General features: G+C 64.1%; 8 protein-coding genes. 4 read left to right on the top strand and 4 right to left on the bottom strand.

The annotated features are described in order from the left end of the window. On the bottom strand, window positions 1-1,478 hold a 1,478-nt coding region (locus tag Q0094_RS11930; protein ID WP_297619746.1), incomplete at its 3' end, for a M10 family metallopeptidase. 219 nt (window positions 1,479-1,697) lie between these two features. Here Q0094_RS11930 and Q0094_RS11925 point away from each other — a divergent pair. From Q0094_RS11925 to Q0094_RS11915, 3 genes are all read left to right on the top strand, one after another. Next, a complete protein-coding gene (locus tag Q0094_RS11925) occupies window positions 1,698-2,003 on the top strand; it encodes a hypothetical protein (protein WP_297619743.1) in 306 nt (101 codons plus the stop codon). 74 nt (window positions 2,004-2,077) lie between these two features. Beyond that, complete coding sequence (locus Q0094_RS11920) at window positions 2,078-3,898, top strand: ABC transporter transmembrane domain-containing protein (RefSeq protein ID WP_297619740.1); 1,821 nt, start codon at window positions 2,078-2,080, stop codon at window positions 3,896-3,898. Between the two features lie 33 nt (window positions 3,899-3,931). Continuing rightward, on the top strand, window positions 3,932-5,134 hold the full coding sequence (locus Q0094_RS11915; RefSeq protein ID WP_297619738.1) for a crosslink repair DNA glycosylase YcaQ family protein: 1,203 nt from the start codon (window positions 3,932-3,934) through the stop codon (window positions 5,132-5,134). 57 nt (window positions 5,135-5,191) lie between these two features. Here Q0094_RS11915 and Q0094_RS11910 read toward each other — a convergent pair whose 3' ends face one another. The 3 genes from Q0094_RS11910 to Q0094_RS11900 are packed head-to-tail and all read right to left on the bottom strand — an operon-like array spanning window position 5,192 to window position 7,244. After that, the gene (locus Q0094_RS11910; RefSeq protein ID WP_297619735.1) at window positions 5,192-5,995 is read right to left on the bottom strand and encodes an iron chelate uptake ABC transporter family permease subunit; all 804 of its coding nucleotides are present in this window, start codon (window positions 5,993-5,995) and stop codon (window positions 5,192-5,194) included. Continuing rightward, window positions 5,992-6,747: a metal ABC transporter ATP-binding protein gene (locus Q0094_RS11905; protein WP_297619733.1), complete on the bottom strand. Its 756-nt coding sequence runs from the start codon at window positions 6,745-6,747 to the stop codon at window positions 5,992-5,994. The genes Q0094_RS11910 and Q0094_RS11905 overlap by 4 nt, the downstream gene beginning before the upstream one ends. Further along, a complete protein-coding gene (locus Q0094_RS11900; protein ID WP_297619731.1) occupies window positions 6,744-7,244 on the bottom strand; it encodes a transcriptional repressor in 501 nt (166 codons plus the stop codon). The genes Q0094_RS11905 and Q0094_RS11900 overlap by 4 nt, the downstream gene beginning before the upstream one ends. A 74-nt stretch (window positions 7,245-7,318) precedes the next feature. Between Q0094_RS11900 and Q0094_RS11895 the strand changes: the two genes are divergently transcribed. Then, the coding region (locus Q0094_RS11895; protein WP_297619729.1) for a zinc ABC transporter substrate-binding protein at window positions 7,319-7,818 on the top strand (500 nt) is incomplete at its 3' end.

Raw genomic sequence — 7,818 nt, 5'->3', positions numbered from 1 at the left:
TTGCCATCGCCACCGTCGATCCGGTCGGCCCCGCCATTGCCGAACAGCAGATTGTCCGCGTCATTGCCGGTGATGGTGTCGTTGCCCGAACCGCCCGTGGCATTTTCGATCACCACGCCCGCCGCGATGGTGAAGCCGCCATGGATGCCGACCACGTAGGAGACGAAACCGCCACCGCCCGGTGCATAGGTCAGCGTCGCCGCGCGCAGATCGATCACCGCTGCGGCACTGCCATTGTGCAAGATGGTATCGGTCCCGCCCGCATCCCAGATCGCGGTGTAAAAGGTACCAGCCGCGTTCACGGAGGGCAAAACATAGCTGTCATTGCCCGCATTGGTTGCCATGTTCGCGCCGTAAGTCGCTTGCAGGACGGCAATGTCCAAAGCCATGGGCGTGCCCTGATAGCCGTAGCCAAGCGATGGGGTGACACCATGAGGCGCGGTCTGCCAGCCTTCATTATAGGTCATCGTTGTATAGATGCCCTGATTGAGATCGAAATCCCCAAGGTCATTAAAGGGGCTGCCGACCCCGTTCATGACGGTTGACCCCCCGCCCGTGTCATGGGGATGGGCAAGGCCCAAGCCATGTCCGATCTCGTGAAGTATCGTGGCAAAGCCGAAACCGCCCTGAGCGAGCCCCGCGGTGGTCCAGCCCTCACCTTGATTGTAGAAAACGCCCCAGCCGTCGAGATCGGTGTAGCTGATGCCATTGAGTGTGACCGTGCCACCACCGATGAACCAATAGGCAAGCGAGGACGCAGGATCGGTGGATTCCACCATGAAGAAATCGGCCTGAACCGGGTTTGCAACGATGTTGAAGGTGACATTGGCCACGGCTTCAAACATATCAAAGGCAAGCTGGGCTTGCTGGATTTCGTAATTGCTCCATGTGCTTGTAAACTGGGGCGGAATGTAGCTATCGTCGAAGGCCATGCCGCCCGGCACAAAATAGACATTGATGACGCTGGGCGCGGTGTAGTTCCAGGTGATCGCATCAAGCGGCGTGCCGTCGCCAGAGGGCGGTGCAGCGCCGTCGGTGATGGTCAGTGTGTAGGTGCCGATGTCCACACCCCAAGCCGGATCCCACAGTGGCAGGGTGTTGTAGTAACTGTCGACAATCAGATAGCCCGATCCGGTGACATTGGGCGTGAAGGTAAAGGTTTCTGCGTCTCCTGAAAAACCGTTGTCTATAAGCCCTTCGATGGCGCCGTTCGCATCGGCAAGGAAAATCACCGGGTCGTCCAGTGTGCCCGGTGTCAGCGTGATCGTGTAGGTGACGCCTGCCTCGAATTCGACGTAGAACCAATCCCAATCACCCGGAAAGCCGATCGTTCCGTGGAACGTGTCGCCGGCAGAAAGCTGCACGTTCGTGGATGTATCGCCAGGCACATCGCCGGTTTCGGTGAGGGTCCGCCCATGGTCTTTGTCATGGAGCCAATCCCCGCCGAAGGGGTTGATGAAGGCACAGGTCACACACATGAAACACCACTCCAGATCGCGGGGATACACTCGTTACAGTGTGGGAGTGTTCACAAGCCCGTCCTTTTTGCAACAGGTCACAGGGTCGTTTTTTCACGAAAACCGCTTGGCCCCCGCGGGTGCGCGCATGGCTGCGGGCAATTCATTGCTCCGGCGCGGGGTTGCGGTGTAGCATAATGGTGGTAACGTTATGGTCTCCGCGTAACCGAAAGGCATGACATGGCCCCGCTTGCACGCATTCCCATCGGTCTTTTGGGCCTTGGCCTTGCCGGTCTTGTGGTGATGGGGGCGGATGTGGCGGGCGGCAATGGTGGTGCGGTCGAGCGCCCCTTTGCCCAAGGCCAAAGTTTCGAGACGCTTGACGCCTATCTGGCCCATCTCGAACGGCTGGGCACCATCGACATCGCCTGGTATCGGCTTTTGCCCGACGGCACCTATGAGGTGATCCGCCGCCGCCCGCCCGGAATGCCGCCACAGATCGTCACCCGGCAAGAGTTGCTTGACCGCTACGGCTTTGTGCGCTGACGCGTCAGCCCGTCCCATTGCGGGCCGGTCGCAGGGGCTGTAGGCCGGGCACGAAAACCACAAGACGCGGCCCCATGACCTCAGACATCTCTGCCAGCCCGAAAGCCAGCCTTGCGCCCGCCCAAACCGAGCAACGCGCCAAATCGCGTCAGATCGGCAGCTTGCGCGCCTTGGGTCCATTTCTGGGACCCTATCGTGCCATGTTGGGCGCGGCCATCGCTGCGCTGGTCCTGACGGCCATCGTGTCGCTGGCGCTGCCCTTGGCGGTGCGTCGGGTGGTCGATGGGTTCGGCACGGAAAGTGCCGCGTTGCTGGATCAGTATTTTCTGGCAGCCCTTGGTGTGGCGACACTTCTCGCGCTGGGGACGGGGCTTCGCTATTATCTTGTGACGCGGCTGGGCGAACGGGTGGTGGCCGATATCCGCAAGGCCGTGTTTGACCGCATGATCGGCATGAGCCCGGCCTTTTACGAGCGCATCATGACGGGCGAGGTGCTGAGCCGCATCACCACCGACACCACGTTATTGCTGTCGGTCATCTCTTCGTCGGTTTCGGTCGCGCTGCGCAATCTGTTGATCTTGATCGGGGGCCTGGCGCTGATGATGGTGACATCGCCCAAGCTGACGGGTGCGGTCTTGCTGATCGTGCCGCTGATCATCGTGCCGATCGTGGTTCTGGGTCGCCGTTTGCGCAGCCTGAGCCGCGAAAATCAGGACTGGATTGCCGAAAGCTCGGGCAATGCCTCCGAGGCGTTGCTGTCTGTGCAGACGGTGCAGGCCTTTACCCATGAAATCGCGTCGGCGCTGACCTTTTCGCGGGTGACCGAGAAAAGTTTCGACAGCGCCAAGAAACGCATCGCAACGCGGGCGGTGATGACGGTCATTGTCATTTCGCTGGTCTTTGCGGGGATTGTGGGTGTGCTGTGGACGGGTGCGCGCGATGTGCGCGCCGAAGCGATGAGTGTGGGCGAGCTGATCCAGTTCCTGATCTATGCCATCATGGTGGCGGGCTCGGTCGGTGCCTTGTCGGAAATCTGGGGCGAATTGCAGCGCGCAAGCGGCGCGACCGAACGGCTGGTCGAGCTGCTCAACACCACAGACGCCGTGGCCGACCCCAAGCCGGGGCGCGCCCTGCCGCAGGGTGGACAGGGCGCCATCGTCTTTGACGCGGTGCGCTTTTCATACCCCACGCGGCCCGATGCGGCGGCGCTTGACGGGGTCAGCTTTACCATCCGCCCCGGTGAGACAGTGGCGATCGTGGGCCCCTCGGGCGCCGGAAAATCGACCATCTTTCAGCTTTTGTTGCGGTTTTACGATCCGCAATCGGGGCAGATCACGCTTGACGATGTGCCCTTGCCCGAGATGACACGCGCCACCTTTCGCGCGGCGATGGCGCTGGTGCCGCAAGACCCGGTGATCTTTGCGGCCTCGGCGCGCGAAAACATCCGCTTTGGCCGCCCCGACGCCTCGGATGCCGAGGTGGAAGCGGCCGCCAAGGCCGCCGCCGCCCATGCGTTCCTGATGGCGCTGCCGCAAGGCTATGACACCTATGTGGGCGAACGCGGTCTGATGCTGTCGGGCGGGCAGAAACAGCGCATCGCCATTGCGCGGGCCATTCTGCGCGATGCGCCCATCCTGTTGCTCGATGAGGCCACCAGCGCGCTCGATGCGGAATCCGAACGCGCGGTGCAAGAGGCCGTCACGCGGCTGTCTGCCGGGCGGACCACGCTGATCGTGGCCCACCGGCTTGCCACGGTGAAACAGGCCGACCGCATCCTTGTGTTCGAAAACGGCCGCATCGTGGCCGAAGGCACCCATGACAGCCTTGTGGCCCAGGGCGGGCTTTATGCGCGGCTGGCGCGGTTGCAATTCACCGAAGGGCTGGCTGCCGAATAGGGCGGCCCAAGGGGCAGGGGGGCGCCGCGTTCCATGGACCTGCCAGTGCTTGGCAACAGCGCCGCGCGGCGCGTCTTTCTGGCCGCGCATGGCCTGTCGGACCGGCCCGGCGGGGCGGGCCATGGCGCGGATCTGGCGCGGCTGATCGACGGGCTGGGCTTTGTGCAGGTGGACAGCGTCAACACTGTGGCGCGTGCCCATGATCTGATCTTGTGGTCGCGCCAGACCGCCTATCGCCCCGAGGCGCTGCGCGACCTCAACGACCGCGACCGCGCCACATTCGAGCATTGGACCCATGACGCCGCCATCCTCCCGGTGGCGTTTTTCCCGCAGTGGCGGCTGCGCTTTGCGCGCGACCGGGTGCGTCTGAGCGCGCGCTGGAAAGAGTGGCACGGGCCCGCCTTTCATGGCGAAATCGACACGGTCTTGCGCCACATCACCGATCACGGCGCGGTGCAATCGGCGGAAATCGGCGAAAAGCGGGCCGAAAAATCCACCGGTTGGTGGGACTGGCACCCGTCCAAGACCGCGCTGGAATACCTTTGGCGCGCGGGTGATCTGGCCATCACCCGGCGCGAGGGGTTCCGCAAATTCTATGATCTGACCGAACGCGTGATCCCGGCGGAACAACTGAATGCCCATATCCCCGAGGATCGCATCATCGACTGGGCCTGTCGCGGCGCGCTGGACCGTCTGGGCTTTGCCACATCGGGCGAACTGGCGGCGTTCTGGGCGCTGATCACCCCGGTCGAGGCGCGGGCCTGGGTCGAGGCTGCGCTGAAGCGGGGCGAAGTTGCCCAAGCCATGGTCGCGGGCGCCGATGGGGCATCGCGCCGGGTGGTCATCTGGCCCGAGACCCTGGCGCGGGCGGCTGATCTTGCCGCGCCTGCGCCGCGTGTGCGGGTGCTGTCGCCCTTTGACCCGGCGCTGCGCGACCGCAAGCGGGCCGAGCGGCTGTTCGGTTTTGCCTACCGGATCGAGATCTTCGTGCCCGCCCCGCAGCGCCGCTATGGTTATTACGTCTTTCCGCTGCTTGAGGGGGACCGGATGCTGGGCCGGATCGACATGAGCGCGGATCGCCAGAGCGCAACGCTGGTCATCCGTGCGCTTTGGCCCGAGGCAGGCATCCGCTGGGGCCATGGCCGTCAGGCACGGCTCGAGGCGGAACTGGATCGGCTTTTGCCGCTGGCAGGGTGCGACCGGGTTCTGTTTGTCAATGAATGGTTGAAAACTTAACTATTGCATATGATTAAGTCAGTTTCTTCAGGCAATGCATTAACATGCCCCGGCGCCTCACGCCGCGCGGCGCAGCAGATCGATCATGGCTGACACCCCGAATGCGGCCGCCGCCACGCAGACGATGGACGGGCCCGCCGGTGTGTCGAATGTCCATGCCAGCGCCATGCCCACCAGCGCCGAAGCCCCCCCGATGCCTGCCGCGATCAAGGCCATCGCTTCGGGGGTGCGGGCAAAACTGCGCGCCGCCGCGGCCGGGATGATCAGCAGCGCCGCGATCAGCAGGACACCCACCACCTTGATGGCGACGGCCACCACTACGGCCAGCGCCAGCGTCAGGATCAATTGCTCGCGCCGTGGGTCGATGCCTGCAGCCGTTGCCAGATCATCCGACAGCGTGGCCGTCAACAGCGCCGACCAGCGCGCCCAGATCAACCCGATGACCATGACCGCGCCGCCCCAGATCACCGCCAGATCGGCACGCCCCACCGCCAGAATATCGCCAAACAGATAGGATGACAGATCCAGCCGCACGCCTTGCAGCAGCGAGACCGCCACCAGACCCGCGGCCAGCGCCGAATGCGACAAGACGCCCAGCATCGTGTCCATCGCGCGCCCCCGCCCCGACAGCGCCGACACCGACAGCGCCATGGCCAGCGCCATGACCAGCGTGCCCAGCATGATCGACAGGTTGAAGGCCAAGGCCAGCGCCACGCCCAAGATCGCCGCATGCGCCGTCGCATCGCCGAAATAGGCCATGCGCCGCCAGACGATAAAACAGCCCAAGGGTGCTGCCGCCAGCGCCACCCCGATGCCCGCCAGCGTCGCGCGGATCAGGAAATCATCCAAAAGTCCGCTCATTGTGCAGCCTCACTGCCATGACCATGGGGGTGATCATGGTCGTGATCATGCCCATGGGCATGTTCATGGCGATAAAGCGCCAGCGCGCCTTGGGTGCCGCTGCCAAAAAGCGCCCGGTATTCCGGCGCCGATGCCACCTGTTCGGGGTGGCCCGCACAGCAGACATGACCATTGAGACAGATCACCCGGTCAGACGCCGCCATCACCACATGCAACTCATGGCTGACCATCAGCACGGCACAGCCCAGTTCGGCCCGCACTTCGGCGATGCGGCGGTAAAACGCGGCTGAACCCGGCTGGTCCAGCCCTTGGGTCGGCTCGTCAAGGATCAGCAGGTCGGGCTTGCTCAGGATTGCGCGCGCCAACAGCACGCGCTGAAACTGCCCCCCCGACAGATCGGCCATCTGACGCGCGCCCAAGCTGCCCGCGCCCGCACGATCCAGCGCCTCGATCGCCAGATCCTGGGGAATGCGCTGGGGCAGGTCGAGAAATCGGCGCACCGTCAGGGGCAGGGTCGGGTCGATATGCAGTCTTTGCGGCACATACCCGATGCGCAGCCCCGCCATCAGCCGCACCTGTCCCGCGCTGGGGTGTTGCGCCCCGATCAACACCCGCAACAGCGTTGATTTTCCCGATCCGTTCGGCCCCACGATGGTCACGATCTCGCCGCGTGTGATGTCGAAATCGACGCCATGCAAGACGGTTTGCGCCCCAAAGCGCACATCGACCCCGGCAAGTGAGGCAAGGCTCATGGCGCGGCGTCCACCCCACAGGCGGGGCACAGACCTTGGGCTTCGATCACGCTGCGGCGGATGGTGAAGCCGGCAGAGCGGGCCGTCAGGGCAAGGGCCGCGCGCGCGGCATCGGGCTGTGCCTCGGCCACCACGCCGCAGCCGGTGCAAATCAGAAACGCCGCGTCGTGATCATCGCCGGGATGGCTACAGGCGGCAAAGGCGTTCAAGCCTTCGATCCGATGGGCAAAGCCGTGTCTGGTCAGGAATTCCAGCGCGCGATAGGCCACGGGCGGTTGCGAACCCAAGCCCTCGGCGCGCAGCACGTCAAGGATCTCATAGGCGCCAAGCGCGCGGTGGCGTTCCAGCAATATCTCCAGCACCCGACGCCGCACCGGGGTCAATTGCAACCCCTCGGCCGCACAGCGCGCCGCCACCGTCGCCACCGTGCCTTCGATGCAGGCATGATGGTCATGGCGGGAAAATCCGATGGGCAGGTGGGGTGGGGTGGCTGTCATGGGCTATTGATATGTTATTCCATAACGCATAACAAGTGATCCTAAATGTTATGTTATCACATACGAGGATTCTCATGCGCGCTGCGTTGCTGACCAGCTTGACCGCTTTACCGCTTGTTCTGGCCGCCCCGGCCCTGGCCGATGTGCCGCGTGTTGCGGTCGACATCGCGCCGGTTCATGCCCTGGTGGCCCAAGTGATGTCGGGGGTGGGGGTGCCGGATCTTGTGTTGCCGCCAACCGCGTCGCCCCATGCCCATGCGTTGCGCCCCTCCGAGGCGGCGGCACTGCAAGGGGCCGATCTGGTGGTTTGGGTCGGGCCTGAATTGACGCCCTGGTTGGCCGACCCGCTGGGCGCGTTGGCACCCAATGCGGCACGGCTGGGTCTGTTGGAGGTCGAGGGCATCCGTCGGCTCGGTTTTCGTGACGGGGCCAGCTTCGAGGCGCATGATCATGGCGATGCGGACCATGACGACCACGCCCATGACGCGCCGGATCATGGTGGCGAAACGCATGATGATCATGCCGGCCATGACCACGCGCATGACGACCACGCGCATGACGACCACGCCCATGA

It is taken from the genome of uncultured Roseicyclus sp. (genome assembly GCF_937892565.1).
In the GTDB taxonomy this organism is placed as follows: Bacteria; Pseudomonadota; Alphaproteobacteria; order Rhodobacterales; family Rhodobacteraceae; genus Roseicyclus.
This window is presented reverse-complemented; position numbering and strand designations above follow the sequence as displayed.

What these genes read in the sequence shown, in the direction of transcription:
- Q0094_RS11915 (WP_297619738.1), top strand. Translation starts at nt 3,932, where the DNA reads ATGGACCTGCCAGTGCTTGGCAACAGCGCCGCGCGGCGCGTCTTTCTG.
- Q0094_RS11900 (WP_297619731.1), bottom strand. Translation starts at nt 7,244, where the DNA reads ATGACAGCCACCCCACCCCACCTGCCCATCGGATTTTCCCGCCATGAC.
- Q0094_RS11925 (WP_297619743.1), top strand. Translation starts at nt 1,698, where the DNA reads ATGGCCCCGCTTGCACGCATTCCCATCGGTCTTTTGGGCCTTGGCCTT.
- Q0094_RS11910 (WP_297619735.1), bottom strand. Translation starts at nt 5,995, where the DNA reads ATGAGCGGACTTTTGGATGATTTCCTGATCCGCGCGACGCTGGCGGGC.
- Q0094_RS11920 (WP_297619740.1), top strand. Translation starts at nt 2,078, where the DNA reads ATGACCTCAGACATCTCTGCCAGCCCGAAAGCCAGCCTTGCGCCCGCC.
- Q0094_RS11905 (WP_297619733.1), bottom strand. Translation starts at nt 6,747, where the DNA reads ATGAGCCTTGCCTCACTTGCCGGGGTCGATGTGCGCTTTGGGGCGCAA.